The sequence below is a fragment of the Vitreimonas flagellata genome, assembly GCF_004634425.1.
In the GTDB taxonomy this organism is placed as follows: domain Bacteria; phylum Pseudomonadota; class Alphaproteobacteria; order Caulobacterales; family Aquidulcibacteraceae; genus Vitreimonas; species Vitreimonas flagellata.
In genome coordinates this window covers 652,743-666,360 of record NZ_SBJL01000002.1, presented here as the reverse complement: position 1 = coordinate 666,360, position 13,618 = coordinate 652,743, and the positions used below count along the sequence as shown (strand labels likewise).

Below are 13,618 nucleotides of genomic sequence, written 5' to 3'. Positions count from 1 at the left end.
CATGCGCGGATTCGCGCGCGCTGGGGAGGCTTTCAAGTCTTACCGCTTGCCTTGGCGCGCCTTGCGGGCGGCGTACTTCAAGTCGCGACGAGCCTTTTGTTCGAAGGCGAGGATTTCAGCGGCTTCCTCTTCTTCCTTACGCTTGCGCTCGGCCTCTTCAGCGGCGAGACGGGCGGCTTCGGCTTCGGCGCGCTCCTTCTCCTCGGCAGCCAATTTGCGTTCGAGCTTTTCCATCTCGACGCGCTCGCGGCGCTTTTGCTCGGCGGCGATGCGCTTTTCTTCCCGCGCCTTGGCCTCGGCGGCCCGCTGCGCGGCGACAGCCGGATCAATCTGCGGCTTGGTCTTAAATTTTTCCAGCATCGCCTTTTTGGCGGCGAGGGCGGCGTCACGTCGTTCGTTGTGGTTCGGGATGCTCATCGACAGTCCTGTAGCCCGCGCGTGCGCACGCGGCGCTAGAATCGAGAAGGTTGAGATTGGAGACGCTTACATAGCGCCCAAACCGCCGGGCTCAAGCCCTGCGATCACTTCCGGCCAGGACTTTTCGCGTTCAGGGCTGCGGCAATTTCTACCGCCAATTTCTGCGCGACTATTTCCTTCGGCATACGCGCCCAGGTTTCCGCGCGATCTTTGCTGATCAGCATGACAGTGTTGTCATCACCGCCCATGACGTCGCCAGAGACGTCGTTGGCCACGATCCAGTCGCAGCCTTTCTTGGCGATCTTGGCGCGGGCGTGCGCTTCGACGTCGTTGGTCTCGGCGGCAAAGCCGATCACGAGCTTCGGACGTTTTTTACCAGGCTTCGAGAGTGTCGCGAGAATGTCGGGGTTCTCGACCAATGCGATGCCGGGAATGCCGGCTTTGTCTTTCTTGATCTTCTCGTCAGCGATCGCGCTCGGGCGCCAATCGGCGACGGCGGCGACCATGACGGCGACATCGAGCGGCAACGCGGCTTGGCTCGCCTCCAACATCTCGCGCGCGCTTTCCACGCACACGCGCGTCACGCCGCGCGGCGCGCTGAGCGCGGTTGGGCCAGACACAAGCGTCACCTCCGCGCCAAGTTCGGCCAGCGCTGCGGCGATTGCGTAACCTTGCTTGCCGCTGGAGCGATTGGAGAGAAAGCGCACCGGATCGATCGCTTCGATCGTCGGGCCTGCTGTCACCATCGCGCGCTTACCTTTAAGCGGGCCGTCACTGAGCAAAGCGAGAGCTGCGTCGCGGATTTGCTGAGGCTCGGCCATGCGCCCCAAGCCGCGTTCGCCGCTCTCGGCCATCTCGCCTTCGTTCGGGCCGACGAATTTGCGGTTGTCCGCCTGGAGCCGCGCGAAATTGCGCTGCGTCGCGGGGTTCGCCCACATGAACGGGTTCATCGCCGGCGCCATCAGCACGGGCTTATCGGTGGCCAGCAGCACGGCGGAGGCAAGATCATTTGCCAGCCCGTTCGCGGCTTTCGCCATCAGATCCGCTGTCGCAGGCGCGACGATGATGAGATCGGTCTCGCGCGCGAGGCGGATGTGGCCGACGTCGAATTCGCGGGCCTGATCGAAGAGGTCGGTGAACACAGGCTCGCCGACCAAGGCGCCAGCAGCCAACGGCGTCACGAATTTCTGCGCCGCTTCCGTCATCACCACACGCACCGCAACGCCCGTCTCTTTCAAGCGGCGGATCAGTTCGAGGCTTTTGTAAGCGGCGATGCCGCCACCGATGATAAGGAGGGCGCGCTTGCTCATGGCGTCGGCTCCGGCGTCGCCGTTTCTGTTTCGGTGGTCGCCGCGTCCGTCGTTTCCTGCGCCTCTTCCACGGCGGGCGGAATCGGCGCGGTTGCAGCCGGCGGGGCGATTGGTTGTTCAACACGCGCGGGCTCGGGCGCAGGTTGCACCACTTCGCGCTCAACGCTGCGCGGGCCGAACACGAACATGATCAGCGCACCGCCGACCAAGCCCAGCCAAAACGCCGGCATCTGATACCATTTGCGCTCTTCGCGCGGCGCTTCGGTGCTCACCTTGCGGGCAGCGGCTTCGAGCGCGATCAACGTGTGCGGCAGGCGCCGCAATGCGCCCAGGCCGTGGCCCACTTCATCGATGGCGCGCTTGGCCATCGCTTCGGCGCCCAATTCGCGCTCGACCCAGCGCTCCACGATCGGGCGCGATGCCGTCCACATATCATGCTTGGGGTCGAGCCCGCGCGCGACGCCTTCGACCTGCACCATCGTCTTCTGCAACAGCACCAATTCCGGCCGCAAATGCATGCCAAACATATGGGTGACGTCGAAGAGCTGCAGGAGGAGGCGGCTCATCGAAATCGAGTCCGCCGTCTTGCCGAAGATCGGCTCGCCGATGGCGCGCAGCGCTTGAGCGAATTCCTCGACCGTGAATTTCTCGGGCACATAGCCGGCTTCTTGGTGCACCTCAGCGACGCGACGATAATCACGGCGCAGGAAGCCATAGAGAATCTCTGCGAGGTAGCGGCGCTCCTTGTGGCCGATGCGGCCCATGATGCCGAAATCGACGATCCAGAGTTTGCCGTCCTTGCCGTACATGAGATTACCCTCATGCATGTCGGCGTGGAAGAAGCCGTAATCGAGCGCCGCCGCCAGGAAGCCGCGCGTGATCTTGATGGCCAGTTCGCTGCGATCGGCGCCAGCTTTGTCGAGCGCGTGCGAATCCGTCAGCGGCACGCCGTCGATCCAATCGAGTGTCATCACGCGCTTGGACGAGCGTGACCAATCAATCTCCGGTACGGCGAGATAGCCGTCTTTCTCCGCGACTTCGCGGAATTCAGCGGCGGCGCCCGCTTCGAGGCGCAGATCCAATTCACGCTCGGTCGCCGAACGCACCGTATCGACGAACTGCACAGGCTCCAGGCGGCGCGAGCGCGGCGAGAAGAATTCGATCGCTTGCGCCAAGAAGCGCAGCGCGGCCATTTCCTTGGCCATCTTCTTCTCAATGCGCGGGCGCATCACTTTGATCGCAACCACGCCTTGGCGAGGCACGATGCCTTGATGCACTTGCGCGATCGAGGCGGCGGCCATCGCTTCGGAGATGCCGGCGAACAATTCTTCAGTGCCGCCGAGTTCGGCATTGATCGTGTCGAGGGCAACCGTGCGCGGGAAGGGCGGCAGACGATCCTTCAGCCGACCAAGCTCTTGCGCGACGGTGACGCCAATCATGTCTGGGCGCGTCGCTAAGAATTGGCCGACCTTGACATAGGCCGGGCCCAAGCGCTCCAGCGCCTTGGCCAAACGCTCACCGACACTGCGGCCGCGGCGACGCTTGGAGAAAACCGAGAGCGCGGTGTGGGCCGCCTGCAGCGAGGTCGGATAGCGATCGTAATATTCAGCCGGCAGCAGCACGTCGTAGCGCACCAGCGTCATCGCCACGCGCAGCAAACGCCACGTGTGGCCGATGGCGCCGGTGGCGAAGCCCACCAGCAGCGCGGCCGCGATGACAAGGACCAGTGAGAACCAGGAAAACACTAAACCGACCAACCCCAATGCAGCGCGCAAACGCCGCCGGCCATGTTCCGATAGGCCGTGCGTGCGAAACCCGCCTCACGGATCATATTGAGAAATGTTTCCTGATCCGGAAACCGGCGGATGGATTCGACCAAATATCTGTAAGAATCCGCGTCATTCGCGAGCAATTTCCCCAGCGCCGGGATCGCGTTAAAAGAATAGAAATCATAAACCGGCTCGACCCCGCCGATGGCGAGGCGCGAGAATTCTAAACAGAAGAACCGCCCGCCAGGCTTCAACACCCGTTTAGCTTCGCGCAGCACGGCGGGAACATCGGTGCAGTTCCGGATGCCGAAGCTGATGATGTAGGCGTCGGCGACGTGATCATCGACGGGCAGATTTTCCGCGTCGCCCTCGTGCCAGAAGAGCCCATCTTCGCCGCGTGCGCGGCCGGCTTCCAGCATCTCTGTGTTGATGTCGATGACGTGGATTTCCGGCGCCTCAAGCCCACGCCGTTTCGCAGCGCCATCGCCCAGCTTCTTGAGCCGCCGCGCGATGTCGCCGGTGCCGCCCGCGACATCGAGAATGAGTTCGCCTGGCTGCGGGTTGAGCTTGGCGGCGGCCGCGTCCTTCCAGAGCCGGTGCAGGCCACCGCTCATCGCGTCGTTCATGACGTCGTACTTGCTGGCGACCGAGGAAAAGACGGCGCGCACCTTCGAGGCTTTTTCAGCCCTGGGCACGTCCTGGAATCCGAAGGAGGCGGTCTCGCCAGCGGGGGTGTCGTTCATGGGCCGGACCATAGCGGCGCGGGCGGGGCGGGGCTATATCGGGGGTCCATGCTTTCGCGTTTGATTTTCGTCAGATACCTAGACCTTTCGCCGCATGCCTGAGCTGCCCGAAGTCGAAACCGTACGGCGCGGCCTGGCGCCTGCTTTGGTCGGGCGAAGGATCAAGCGTGCACAAACCAAGCGCGCTGATTTGCGCTTTCCATTTCCCGAACGCTTCGCCAAGCGGCTGTCCGGTCGGCGCGTCGATGCGCTGGAGCGGCGCGCGAAATATCTGCTGGCGCATCTCGATGACGGCAACGTCTGGGTCACGCATCTGGGCATGACGGGCCGCTGGTCGATCCTTGGCGCCAAAAAACAGCCCGGCGATTTCTATTACGCGGAGCCCACCAATCCGACGCACACGCACGTCGTGCTGGAGATGGAAGAGGGCGCGCGGTTGGAGTTCAACGACCCACGCCGCTTCGGCTATATGGATCTGATCGCCGAAGGCGAACTCGAATCCCATCCCTTCTTCAAAGCGATGGGCCCGGAGCCGCTCGGCAATCACTTCCACATGCCGTATTTCAAGAAGGCGCTCGCTGGAAAGAAAACCAGCATCAAAGCAGCGCTGCTCGATCAGCGTGTCGTCGCCGGCCTCGGCAACATTTATGTCGTCGAGGCGCTGCACCGCGCTGGCATTGCGCCGACGAAGGAGGCTGGCCGCATCGCGGCGCAGCGCTTGGAAAAACTCTATCACGCCATCCGCGCGGTGCTCGAAGAAGCGATCGAAGCCGGCGGCTCAACTTTGAGCGATTACGCGCAAGTCGACGGCGCTCAGGGCGGCTTCCAGCATCGCTTCCGCGTCTACGACCAAGAAGGCCAGCCCTGCACCACGCCGAACTGCACGGGCGTAATCATCCGCGCCACGCACAGCGGCCGCTCCAGCTTCTGGTGCCCCCGCTGCCAGCGTTAGGGTGCGTCAGCCCTCCAGCGTCCGCGCGTGCAGCATGAGCGCCAGATCAGCCGCCTGATTCATCGCGCACGCGGCGGCGGCGAAAATCGCCAGCGAGCCGCCTTCGTAGCGTGACGCTTCGTAGGCGCATCGTTCTCGTGCGGCGGTGGCATGGGCGCTGAGCGCGCGTTCGCGTGCAGATGTTTGCGTGGCGCTTTCCTGCGCGCGCAGGATCGCCAACGCGGCTTCGCCAAGCGCTTCCCATTGCGCGCGTTCGCGGTCTGCACACATCACCATGCCGGCGGTCGTGACGCCGCCATCGCTTTCGTTCTGACACGCCGCGCTCACTTGGCCGATGCATGCGCGCCGCGCGGCGAAGCCCTCGCCGAAATCGTCGCCGGCGGCCGCGACGCACGTCGCCACGGTCGTTTCTTGCCGTGGCGCCGCGGCTGCGGGTGACGCAAATCCGATCGCAAGCAAAACGAGCAAGAACCGCATGCAGATCTCCGAATGAGTTTGTTAATGAACAGAGCTAAACTGCGCGCATGAGTCGAGCGCTTTTCGCCGCCGCCGCACTGCTTTTCGCGACACCCGCGCAAGCGGAATATTTTGACGCGATCGAGGATTTGCCGGTTGCGCCCGGTCTCGATGAAAGCGCGCCGGGTTTTAGTTTTGACGGCGCCGCCGGCCGCATCATTGGCGCCAGCGCCAGCGGTGAGGCGCCGCCCGCCACCATCCGCACTTTCTACGCGCAAGCGCTGCCGGCACTCGGCTGGGCGCAAAGCCCCAGCGTGAGTGAGCAGGGCGATCTCATCTTCCTGCGTGGCCGCGAGCGTTTGGCTCTGACCATCGCACCGCAAACCAATGGTTCGGCGCTGCGCGTGCGGCTCTTCATGCGGCCGTCGTCGCTCGCGGATTGATTTTCGCCCATGCCCGGCGCAATCAAGCGCATGGCTTACGAAAACATTCTTGTCGAAACGGATTCCGGCGTCGGAATCATTCGCCTCAATCGCCCGAAAGCGCTCAATGCGCTGAACGATGCGCTGATTGCGGAGGTCAATGCGGCGCTCGATGCATTCGAGGCCGACGACGCGATTGGTTGCATCGTCATCACCGGCTCGGAAAAGGCGTTCGCTGCGGGCGCGGACATCAAGCAGATGGCCGAGGGCCAGTTCAGCGATTTCTACGCCCGTGACCCGTTCCAGAATTTGGAGCGTGTGCCGCGTTGCCGGAAGCCGACGATCGCGGCGGTGGCTGGCTATGCTCTAGGTGGCGGCTGCGAGCTCGCCATGATGTGCGATTTCATCATCGCGGCCGATACCGCCAAATTCGGCCAGCCCGAGATCACTTTGGGCGTCATGCCCGCCTGGGGCGGCTCGCAACGTCTGACCAAGAGCATCGGCAAGGCTAAGGCGATGGACCTATGCCTCACCGGCCGCATGATGGACGCGGCGGAAGCCGAGCGCGCTGGCCTCGTCGCGCGCATTGTTCCCGCCGACAAGCTGATGGAAGAGGCGCTTGGCGCAGCCAAGAAAATCGCCGGCTTTGGCAGGCTCTCGACGATCGCCAATAAGGAGGCGGTTAACGCTGCTTTCGAAACCCCGCTCAACGAAGGCCTGCGCCTCGAACGGCGTTTATTTTACAGCCTTTTTGCTACGGAAGATCAGAAGGAAGGCATGGCCGCCTTTATTGCAAAGCGGCCGCCCGAATTTAAACACCGCTGAGTATTTGACGCCGGCTTTTGGGCCGGCTATAGCCCCGCGCTTCCGTTACCGAAACCAAGTCAATCTGGACCATCTACACATGGCGAACACGAAGTCCGCAAAGAAAGCCAACCGCGTCATTGGTCGCCGCACGGCGGTCAACAAAGCGCGCCGCTCTCGCATGCGTTCGACGTGGCGTACTGTGGAAGAAGCGATCGCCTCGGGCGACGCGAAGGCCGCTGCTGCCGCGCTGAAGCAGGCCGAATCCGAGACCATGCGGTCGGTGTCAAAGGGCGTTGTTCACAAGAACACGGCCAGCCGTAAGGTGTCTCGCCTGACAAAGCGCGTGACCGCGCTTTCGGCGTCCAAGTAACACTGTAAAAAATTCCCGTTCGGCGTGCATTTTAGCCGCCAAGGGCTTGCGAATCCTCACGTTTCAGCTTTGCAATAACACCGTATCGTTATGGTGAATAATGCTCCGTGTCCGGAGTATTCGAACATATCGGATACATCGATTTTTCTCATAAAAATCAACGCAATAAAGCGTTCTGTGGATATTGCGAAGAAGTAAAGATCGATGGCCGTTTGGCCTATTGATTTCCGGTTTGGGCTGGCGCATCGTTTCCCTTGTCCGGCGAGCGCACTCGCTGTTCGACGCTTCAATGACACCGATGCCTAGGCATCGGGCCGAAAGGGTCATCGGCTCGAATAGCGAACCTGTGCCTGCCGTACGGGGCTGAAAATTAACCAAGATTCTTGCGGGGGTTGGCATGGATCCGGTGGAAGAAGTGGCTCGCCGCGATGCGGCGGGCCTGACGGCGGCTCAGGCGTATGAGCGCGTTCGTCGGGAATTGAATGTGGAACTCGGGGCGGACATCTACCGCTCCTACGTCAACGATCTGGCGCTGGTGGCGGATTGGGATGGCACGCTGCTGTTCCGCACGAGCTCGCAGATGGCGAAGGAGCGTCTGCGGCAGCAGATCCAGCCGCGGCTGGAAGCGCGTCTGCGCTCGTACCTGCCTGAGCTGGGCCCGGTCAGCATCCTCCTAGAACACGAAATTCCGGTCGACGTCCGCGATCTCGCCGACGCGCGCATCGGCGGCGAAGTGCGTCCGAGCGTGGCGCCGACCGAGGCGATGACCACGCCGGCCCCGCGCATGAACGCGCAATCGTTCAGCTTCGGCACTTTCTGCGTCGGCGCTTCGAACCAGCACGCCTTCACCGTCGCGCAGATGATTGCGCAGCGTGTCGGCGTCAGTTTCCCGGTGTGGCTTGTCCATTCGCCGCCAGGCTGCGGCAAGACGCACTTGCTGACCGCGATCGCGCATGACGCGATGGAGCAGGGCCGCAACGTTCTAATGATGACGGGCCAGGAATTCCTGGAGACGTTCCAATCGGCGCTGCACAAGAAGCGCGACTCATCGTCCTTCAAGGAAATGGTGCGCGCGCCGGATCTGCTGATCATCGACGACTTCCACCGCATCTGCGGCAAGCGTGCGACGCAAGAAGAAGCGTTCGACACGTTCCACGATCTCACGCGCCGCGGCGGCCAAGTTGTGCTCGCCGCAAACCATGGCGCAGAAGGGCTTGAAGGCCTCGACGACGCATTGCGCGCGAAATTGAAGGGCGCTGCCTCGTCTGAAATCAACGAACCGGACACGGCGCTGCGTCGTCGCATCCTCGACATGCGTGTTGCACATCACGCACGCTCGAATCCTGAATTCAGTGTGGCGCCAGAAGCTCTCGACATGATTGCAGATCGCATGCATGTCACCGGCCGCGAGCTGGACGGGGCTGTGTGCCAACTCCTCATCGAATCCAAAATCTCTGGAGGGACAACAGTGACGCTAGAAGCCGCCGCGAATGCTCTGCAAAGCAAATTGGCTGACGCTTCGGAGCGCCGCATCACCGTGCAACTGGTGCAGAAGGTGGTGGCTCGGCACTTCAACATGAGTGTTCAGCAATTGCTGGAGCGCACGCGCCGCCATTCGATCGCGCGCCCGCGTCAGATCGCCATGTTTCTGGCCTGCCGGATGACGCATGCGTCGCTTCCGGACATCGGCCAGCGATTTGGGGGATTCGATCACACAACGATCATGTACGCGCGTGACCGTATCGCCCAGCTGGTCGAACAAGACCCGGCGACCAAGGCGGAGATCGAGAACTTGGCGCGCGCCATCCGCCGCGAGCCGTGATCTTTGGCGCATCTTGGGGCGCCTGAAGCCAAACGATCGCTAAGTCTTGTAATTTTGGCTTTAGCATCGCGCGGCTTCTGCTAGTTTCTCACCCCCTGCGGGCGGCGACTCAGGCCGCGCGCAGGGGGTGTTCGTATCAGGCCCCCGCATAATGAGGGGGCGGCGGGACGGGAAGAAACTATGCGGCTCACGATCGAGCGCTCGGCGCTCCTGAAAGCGCTCAATCACGTGCAAAGCGTCGTCGAACGCCGTAACACGATTCCAATTCTGTCCAACGTGCTGCTGTCTGCTCAGGGCGACAGTCTGAAGCTCACGGCGACCGACCTCGATATCGAGATTTCAGAATCGGCCCACGCCGAAGTCGAACGCGGCGGCCAGACCACGGCGCCGGCGAACTATCTCTATGATTTCGTGCGCAAGCTGCCGGACGGCTCGGCCGTCAAGCTCGATGCTTCGACCGACGATCCGCGGCTCTTCCTCTCTGCCGGCAAGTCGCGCCTGCATCTGCCGATCCTGCCGGCTGGCGATTTCCCGTCGATGCCGTCGGATGGTTTCGAGACGCGGTTCGAAGTCGAGCCGACTGAACTTTCGCGCCTGATCGATAAGACGCGCTTTGCCATCTCAACCGAAGAGACGCGCTATTATCTGAATGGCATCTTCTTCCACACGGTCGATGCCGACGGCGCCAAGCTCCGCGCGGTCGCCACCGACGGTCACCGTTTGGCGCTTGCCGACGCCACCGCGCCGAAGGGCGCTACCGGCATGCCGGGCGTGATCGTGCCGCGCAAGACGATCAACGAATTGAAGCGCTTGCTCGACGATGCGTCCGACATGGTGGAGATCGCTGTGTCGCCGCAGAAGATTCGTTTTGCGCTCGGTGACGCAGTGCTCACCTCGAAGCTGATCGACGGCTCGTTCCCGGAATACGCGCGCGTCATTCCGAAGAACAATTCCAAGAAGCTGAAGATTGACAACAAGTCGTTCTCCGAAGCCGTCGATCGCGTCGCGACCGTGTCGGCCGAGCGCTCGCGCTCCGTGCGTCTGGCGCTTGAGAAAGACAAAGTCACGCTCACCGTGAACAACCCGGACGCCGGTGTCGCGACGGAAGACCTGCCCGCCGATTACGGCGACGACGCGATGGAGATCGGCTTCAACGCCAAATATCTGCTCGACGTCGCCGGCCAGATTGAAGGCGGCTCAGCTGTGTTCGAGCTTGCAGACTCCGGTTCGCCAACGCTTGTGCGCGATGAAGCGGACGATCAGGCGCTCTACGTGCTGATGCCTCTGAGGGTGTGATGCATGCCTCCCCCGCGCGCGGGGGAGTGAAGTGAGCCATTCGCTTTACGTCTCGCGCCTCACGCTCACGAGCTTTCGCAATCACGCGGCGCTCGATCTGCAACTCGATGGCAGGCCTGTGTGCTTGTTCGGCCCGAACGGCGCCGGCAAAACCAATATCCTCGAAGCGCTCACCATGCTCGCGCCGGGCAGAGGCTTGCGCACGGCGTCACTCACGGAGGTGGCGCGTGCAGGCGATGAATTCCGCGTGCAGCCCTGGGCCGTATCCGCGCGCATCATGCATGACGGCGAAGAGACAATCGTGGGCGCTGGCGCCGAGCGTACGCCCGAAGGCGGCGTCAAGCGCGTCGCCCGTCGCGACGGCCAGCCTGCCACCGCCGCTGAACTCGCCGAAGCCGCGCGCATGACATGGCTCACGCCCGCGATGGATCGGCTCTGGTCCGGCCCCGCCGGCGATCGCCGCAAATTCTTCGATCGACTGACGCTCGCCCGCGCGTCCGAGCACGGCCACAGCGCCGCCGCTTATGAACGCGCCATGCGCGAACGCCAGCGTCTGCTCAGCGAGCGCGTGTTTGACGATTCATGGCTCGGCGGTTTGGAGCGTGAGATGTCCGCCCACGGCGCGGCGATCGCTGCGGCGCGCGTGGAAACGCTGCATCGTCTGCAAAGCGCGATAGACACGCGTCCAGATGGCGCCTTCCCGAAAGCGTTGCTTGAACTCGAAGGCCTGCTCGAAGCGCGCTTCGAAAACGGTGCGGCGAGCGCTGATGTTGAAGAGGATTTCGCCGAATTGCTGCGCGAGGTGCGCGGTCGCGACGCCGGCGCCGGACGCGCGCTCGACGGCCCGCATCGCTCCGATCTGCTCGCGCGCCACGCCGCCAAGGACATGCCCGCGGATCAATGCTCGACCGGGGAGCAGAAGGCGCTGCTCGTCGGGTTGACACTTGCCCAGGCGCGCGCGCTCGCAGGCGATCCTGGCGCCGGGCCATCGCTCATTCTGATCGATGAGGCGGCCGCGCACCTCGATGGCATCCGCCGCGCCGCCTTGTTCGATGAATTACTCTCAAACGCCGGCCAAGCTTGGCTCACCGGCACGGACGAGAATTTGTTCGAGGCGTTCGGCGATCGCGCGCAGCGATTTGAGGTAAAAGACGGGAAGGTGACGCCAACCTGACGCAAGCGTCACGGTGACAAACGCGCTCAAATTTGCTGACGTGTGCGGAAAGAGGAAACGCACATGGCCAACCCCGATTACGTCCGCGTCGAAAATCCAGACTTCGTCTTCGACTACGACCCAAATGAGGATCCCTGGACGACGGACCTATCAAAGCTCGACATCAGCCGCCCTGAGCGTTTCCGCGACAACAATTTCTGGCCGTTCTTCGAGCGTCTGCGCAAAGAGGACCCGGTGCATTATTGCCCGGACAGCCTGAACGGCCCGTATTGGTCGATCACCAAGTTCAACGACATCATGGCGATCGACACCGATCACCAGCGCTTTTCCTCTGAGCCGTCGATCGTATTGTTCGATCCGGAAGAGGATTTCCAATTGCCGATGTTCATCGCAATGGATCCGCCGAAGCATGATGTGCAACGCAAGACGGTCTCGCCCATCGTTGCGCCAAATCACCTCGCGCATTTGGAGCCGCTCATCCGCGAGCGCGCCGGCAAACTGCTCGATGAAGTGCCGCGCAACGAAGTGTTCAATTGGGTCGATAAGATTTCGATCGAGCTGACGACACAGATGCTTGCGACCTTGTTCGATTTTCCATGGGAAGATCGCCGCAAGCTCACGCGCTGGTCGGATGTCGCGACCGCGGCCCCCGGCGGCGGCATCGTAGAAACCGACGAACAGCGCCGTGCCGAGCTCATGGAGTGCTTGGCCTATTTCATGAATCTTTGGCAGGAGCGCGCCAATGCGCCGCCACGCAACGATCTGATCTCGATGCTCGCGCATGGCGAGAGCACCAAGAACATGCCGCAGATGGAATATCTCGGAAACCTGATCCTGCTGATCGTCGGCGGCAATGACACGACTCGCAATTCGATCACCGGCAGCGTCTACGCGCTCAACAAATTCCCCGAGCAATACGCCAAGTTGAAAGCCAATCCGGCGCTTATTCCGAACCTCGTATCGGAAACCATCCGCTGGCAAACGCCGCTGGCCTTCATGCGCCGCACGGCGCTGCAGGACGTTGAGTTCGGCGGCAAGCTGATCAAGAAGCACGACAAAGTCGTGATGTGGTATGTCTCGGGCAATCGCGACGAGGAAGTCATCACCAATCCGAACGACTTCAACATCGAGCGCGAAAACGTGCGCCGCCACTTGTCGTTCGGCTTCGGCATTCACCGCTGCGTTGGCAATCGCCTCGGCGAAATGCAGCTGCGCATTGTCTGGGAAGAAATCCTTAAGCGCTTCGACCATATCGAGGTCGTGGGCGAGCCCAAGCGGGTCTATTCGTCCTTCGTGAAGGGTTACGAGACGCTGCCCGTCCGCATCTCCGGCTGACGGAACAAGCTTAGCCGGGCCAGCGTTGCCCGCACGATGAACAGCGTCAGCCAATCAGCGAACGCACGCATTGACGGCGCGCGCAAACGCGCGTGTGGATCATCCATGCCGCCTCCACATCCAGAGCCCCTCAGCTTCAACGAGGTGCTCGACGACATTGCCTACAAGGCCGACAACGATGACACGCCGGACAAGCTCACACTTGGCGAGGTGCTAGATTCGGTCGGTCGCCGCACCTACGGGCCGTTGCTGCTGGTGATTGGGCTTATCGCCGTTTCGCCGCTGACGGCGCTGCCAGGCACGACATGGCTCGTCGCGGTGCTGACGCTGCTCGTGGCAGGCCAAATGGCGCTCGGCATGAAGCGCATCTGGTTGCCGCGTAAAGCGCGCGACATGAGCTTGCCGCCGGAGGGCGTGAAGGGGGCGGTCGAGAAGAGCCGCGGCGTCGCCAAGGTCGTGGACACGCTGCTGAAGCCGCGACTGACCTTCCTCTCCAAGCCGCCCTTCGTGAACCTCGTAGCGCTGCTCGTGATTGGCGCAGCGCTCATCACATTCCCGCTCGGTCTCATCCCGCTAGCGCCGCTCGCGCCTGGCCTCGCCGTGGTGTTCTTCGGCCTTGGCATGACCGCCCGCGATGGGCTTTGGCTGCTGCTCGGCACGCTCGCCGTCGGCGGCGCGTTTTGGCTCGCTTTCCCGCTGATTTTCTAGGCGTTTTTGGCGCAGTCCGCGGCCCGAAATTCCGCAC

The 13,618-nt window shown here is 62.5% G+C and carries 14 protein-coding genes; 9 read left to right on the top strand and 5 right to left on the bottom strand.

Annotated features, from left to right (window positions below):
• Positions 1 to 39: 39 nt before the first annotated feature.
• The 4 genes from EPJ54_RS11195 to EPJ54_RS11180 form a co-directional block, all read right to left on the bottom strand.
• Entirely contained in the window at positions 40 to 417 is a 378-nt protein-coding gene (locus tag EPJ54_RS11195) for a DUF6481 family protein (RefSeq protein ID WP_135211795.1), read from the bottom strand.
• 104 nt (positions 418 to 521) lie between these two features.
• A complete protein-coding gene (gene coaBC / locus EPJ54_RS11190) occupies positions 522 to 1,727 on the bottom strand; it encodes a bifunctional phosphopantothenoylcysteine decarboxylase/phosphopantothenate--cysteine ligase CoaBC (RefSeq protein ID WP_135211794.1) in 1,206 nt (401 codons plus the stop codon).
• Positions 1,724 to 3,472, bottom strand: coding sequence for a 2-polyprenylphenol 6-hydroxylase (gene ubiB / locus EPJ54_RS11185; RefSeq protein ID WP_135211793.1), 1,749 nt, complete (start codon positions 3,470 to 3,472; stop codon positions 1,724 to 1,726). The genes coaBC and ubiB overlap by 4 nt, the downstream gene beginning before the upstream one ends.
• On the bottom strand, positions 3,472 to 4,239 hold the full coding sequence (locus EPJ54_RS11180) for a class I SAM-dependent methyltransferase (protein ID WP_135211792.1): 768 nt from the start codon (positions 4,237 to 4,239) through the stop codon (positions 3,472 to 3,474). Before EPJ54_RS11180 ends, ubiB begins: the two co-directional genes overlap by 1 nt.
• A gap of 94 nt (positions 4,240 to 4,333) precedes the next feature.
• Between EPJ54_RS11180 and mutM the strand changes: the two genes are divergently transcribed.
• Positions 4,334 to 5,191: a bifunctional DNA-formamidopyrimidine glycosylase/DNA-(apurinic or apyrimidinic site) lyase gene (gene mutM / locus EPJ54_RS11175; protein ID WP_135211791.1), complete on the top strand. Its 858-nt coding sequence runs from the start codon at positions 4,334 to 4,336 to the stop codon at positions 5,189 to 5,191.
• 6 nt (positions 5,192 to 5,197) lie between these two features.
• Here mutM and EPJ54_RS11170 read toward each other — a convergent pair whose 3' ends face one another.
• Complete coding sequence (locus tag EPJ54_RS11170) at positions 5,198 to 5,668, bottom strand: lysozyme inhibitor LprI family protein (RefSeq protein ID WP_135211790.1); 471 nt, start codon at positions 5,666 to 5,668, stop codon at positions 5,198 to 5,200.
• Between the two features lie 47 nt (positions 5,669 to 5,715).
• Here EPJ54_RS11170 and EPJ54_RS11165 point away from each other — a divergent pair, with 47 nt between their 5' ends.
• The 8 genes from EPJ54_RS11165 to EPJ54_RS11130 all read left to right on the top strand — a co-directional run bounded on the left by EPJ54_RS11165 (position 5,716) and on the right by EPJ54_RS11130 (position 13,581).
• Entirely contained in the window at positions 5,716 to 6,090 is a 375-nt protein-coding gene (locus EPJ54_RS11165; protein WP_135211789.1) for a hypothetical protein, read from the top strand.
• Positions 6,091 to 6,120: 30 nt separating this feature from the next.
• Complete coding sequence (locus tag EPJ54_RS11160) at positions 6,121 to 6,894, top strand: enoyl-CoA hydratase (protein ID WP_135212106.1); 774 nt, start codon at positions 6,121 to 6,123, stop codon at positions 6,892 to 6,894.
• Positions 6,895 to 6,973: 79 nt separating this feature from the next.
• On the top strand, positions 6,974 to 7,246 hold the full coding sequence (gene rpsT, locus EPJ54_RS11155) for a 30S ribosomal protein S20 (RefSeq protein WP_135211788.1): 273 nt from the start codon (positions 6,974 to 6,976) through the stop codon (positions 7,244 to 7,246).
• A gap of 397 nt (positions 7,247 to 7,643) precedes the next feature.
• Positions 7,644 to 9,068 carry a DnaA ATPase domain-containing protein gene (locus tag EPJ54_RS11150; RefSeq protein ID WP_135211787.1) on the top strand — a complete coding sequence of 475 codons (1,425 nt, stop codon included), beginning with the start codon at positions 7,644 to 7,646 and terminating at the stop codon, positions 9,066 to 9,068.
• A 180-nt stretch (positions 9,069 to 9,248) separates the two neighbouring features.
• Positions 9,249 to 10,364, top strand: a complete 1,116-nt coding sequence (gene dnaN / locus EPJ54_RS11145) for a DNA polymerase III subunit beta (protein WP_135211786.1) — start codon at positions 9,249 to 9,251, stop codon at positions 10,362 to 10,364.
• Between the two features lie 31 nt (positions 10,365 to 10,395).
• Entirely contained in the window at positions 10,396 to 11,538 is a 1,143-nt protein-coding gene (recF, locus tag EPJ54_RS11140; RefSeq protein ID WP_135211785.1) for a DNA replication/repair protein RecF, read from the top strand.
• Positions 11,539 to 11,601: 63 nt separating this feature from the next.
• Positions 11,602 to 12,873 carry a cytochrome P450 gene (locus EPJ54_RS11135; protein ID WP_135211784.1) on the top strand — a complete coding sequence of 424 codons (1,272 nt, stop codon included), beginning with the start codon at positions 11,602 to 11,604 and terminating at the stop codon, positions 12,871 to 12,873.
• 105 nt (positions 12,874 to 12,978) lie between these two features.
• Complete coding sequence (locus EPJ54_RS11130; protein WP_167755686.1) at positions 12,979 to 13,581, top strand: exopolysaccharide biosynthesis protein; 603 nt, start codon at positions 12,979 to 12,981, stop codon at positions 13,579 to 13,581.
• Positions 13,582 to 13,618: the final 37 nt, after the last annotated feature.

What these genes read in the sequence shown, in the direction of transcription:
- EPJ54_RS11195 (WP_135211795.1), bottom strand. Translation starts at nt 417, where the DNA reads ATGAGCATCCCGAACCACAACGAACGACGTGACGCCGCCCTCGCCGCC.
- EPJ54_RS11150 (WP_135211787.1), top strand. Translation starts at nt 7,644, where the DNA reads ATGGATCCGGTGGAAGAAGTGGCTCGCCGCGATGCGGCGGGCCTGACG.
- coaBC (WP_135211794.1), bottom strand. Translation starts at nt 1,727, where the DNA reads ATGAGCAAGCGCGCCCTCCTTATCATCGGTGGCGGCATCGCCGCTTAC.
- EPJ54_RS11135 (WP_135211784.1), top strand. Translation starts at nt 11,602, where the DNA reads ATGGCCAACCCCGATTACGTCCGCGTCGAAAATCCAGACTTCGTCTTC.
- EPJ54_RS11170 (WP_135211790.1), bottom strand. Translation starts at nt 5,668, where the DNA reads ATGCGGTTCTTGCTCGTTTTGCTTGCGATCGGATTTGCGTCACCCGCA.
- dnaN (WP_135211786.1), top strand. Translation starts at nt 9,249, where the DNA reads ATGCGGCTCACGATCGAGCGCTCGGCGCTCCTGAAAGCGCTCAATCAC.
- EPJ54_RS11165 (WP_135211789.1), top strand. Translation starts at nt 5,716, where the DNA reads ATGAGTCGAGCGCTTTTCGCCGCCGCCGCACTGCTTTTCGCGACACCC.
- EPJ54_RS11130 (WP_167755686.1), top strand. Translation starts at nt 12,979, where the DNA reads ATGCCGCCTCCACATCCAGAGCCCCTCAGCTTCAACGAGGTGCTCGAC.
- EPJ54_RS11160 (WP_135212106.1), top strand. Translation starts at nt 6,121, where the DNA reads ATGGCTTACGAAAACATTCTTGTCGAAACGGATTCCGGCGTCGGAATC.
- rpsT (WP_135211788.1), top strand. Translation starts at nt 6,974, where the DNA reads ATGGCGAACACGAAGTCCGCAAAGAAAGCCAACCGCGTCATTGGTCGC.
- mutM (WP_135211791.1), top strand. Translation starts at nt 4,334, where the DNA reads ATGCCTGAGCTGCCCGAAGTCGAAACCGTACGGCGCGGCCTGGCGCCT.
- EPJ54_RS11180 (WP_135211792.1), bottom strand. Translation starts at nt 4,239, where the DNA reads ATGAACGACACCCCCGCTGGCGAGACCGCCTCCTTCGGATTCCAGGAC.